Below are 1,495 nucleotides of genomic sequence, written 5' to 3'. Positions count from 1 at the left end.
AATGTTGTAGGTCCTTCTTGGTAGAGTAGTTTGAGAAACAAAGACCAAGGAGGAACCTACATTGAGAAGTATGCCGAATGTTCTGAGAAAGTGTCAAGCTGTGCCGGACTTTCAGAGTGGAATAGTCGTGGGCATAGACGTGAGCAAAGGGAGGATGTCGTTTGGAGGGTTTCATCCCTCCAAGCGCACCGGTGTGAGCGTAGTGAATCAAAATGCCGAGGGTTTCGCGATCCTGGAGAGGTTTGTCGATGATCTGGTTGCCCAGGGACATCAGCCGTGGATCGCCTATGAGCCCACCGGGCCGTACAGCACGTGCTTACGTGAGTGGCTCATGGCAAGCGGAAAGCGTCTGGTCCAGGTCAACCCCTACCACGTAAAGCGAATCAAGGAAGTCCGGGATAACAGCCCGGAGAAGGATGACTGGAAAGACCCTTCGGTTATAGCGGATCTGGTGTGGCAAGGGTGTTACCAGGAAGTGATGTCCCTGGATGGGACATACGCCGATCTGCGGGCGGCGTCCGCGGAATGGGCTTCTCTTGCCAAGAAGCGAACTGCTCTGCGAAACGAATTCCAGGCGCTTCTGCAGGTGTGGTTTCCTGAGCTCTGTGGCATCTTCAAGGACGCAGTCTGCAAGAGTGTGTGTGGGATAGTTAGAAGATATGCGAGCTCTGAGGCGTTGGCGAGCGCGCGGCGGACGAGTCTTGAGTCCACCTTGCGAAAGGCGAGCTGTGGGAGGACATTGAATCGAGTGGACGCGATCTGGTCCGCGGCAAAGAGCTCCGTAGCTCCGGCCGCTGGGCAACAGGCGCGCCATAGCGCAATGCTGGGTCTGCTGGATATGCTGGAGCTTGTAGAATCCAGGCGAGAGCGGCTGAAGGCGGAGATGGAAGAGTTCCTGTCGGTTCTGTCCGAGGCCCGGTGTCTGTTGAGCCTGCCAAGAATTGGAACGATCACAGTGGCGGGTCTGTTGGGCGAGTGTGGCAACATCGGGCAGTACAGACGCTACGAGCAGTTGGAGAAGTTCCTGGGGCTGAACCTGTATGAAGTGTCCAGTGGGAAGCACAGAGGCCGTAGACGCATAAGTAAGCGCGGACGGGCGCTGGCTCGTTATCTGATATGTTCTGTAGCTATGCTGCAGACGAGGTCAGGAGGGTTATTCGAGGAATACGCAAAGGAGTTGAAATCTAGAGGCAAGAAAACCGGTGAGATCAGAGTTGCTGTGGCTCGCAAGCTGCTGCCGTTGATGTACGCGGTGGCTCGCGATCAAAGGGAGTTTGATCCCCGGCAATTCTTCACGGGAGCGCGGACGGGGGACGGTCTAGTCATTCAACAAGGGACGCAGGCGCAAGCCGCGTGACCTTCTAGCTCAGCAATTACCGGCTCCGTCCGCTCCCGTGATGATCAATGAAGGAAGGTTACGGGCCACTGATGTGGGATCGTCTAGTTAGTAGGGTTCTCACACGGGAGCGCGACCCAAGTAGTGATGTTCAATTGC

The 1,495-nt window shown here is 56.0% G+C and carries 1 protein-coding gene; it reads left to right on the top strand.

Annotation, left to right across the window (positions count from 1 at the left end; all coding sequences use genetic code 11):
• Positions 1-70 precede the first annotated feature (70 nt).
• The gene (locus Q7L55_11940; GenBank protein MDO8733259.1) at positions 71-1,357 is read left to right on the top strand and encodes an IS110 family transposase; all 1,287 of its coding nucleotides are present in this window, start codon (positions 71-73) and stop codon (positions 1,355-1,357) included.
• The last annotated feature ends 138 nt before the right edge of the window (positions 1,358-1,495 follow it).

Source organism: Actinomycetota bacterium, assembly GCA_030650795.1.
Lineage (GTDB): Bacteria > Actinomycetota > Actinomycetes > S36-B12 > S36-B12 > UBA11398.
This window is presented reverse-complemented; position numbering and strand designations above follow the sequence as displayed.

Excerpts from the sequence above, each read along its gene's own strand:
- Q7L55_11940 (MDO8733259.1), top strand. The coding sequence starts at position 71 with ATGCCGAATGTTCTGAGAAAGTGTCAAGCTGTGCCGGACTTTCAGAGT.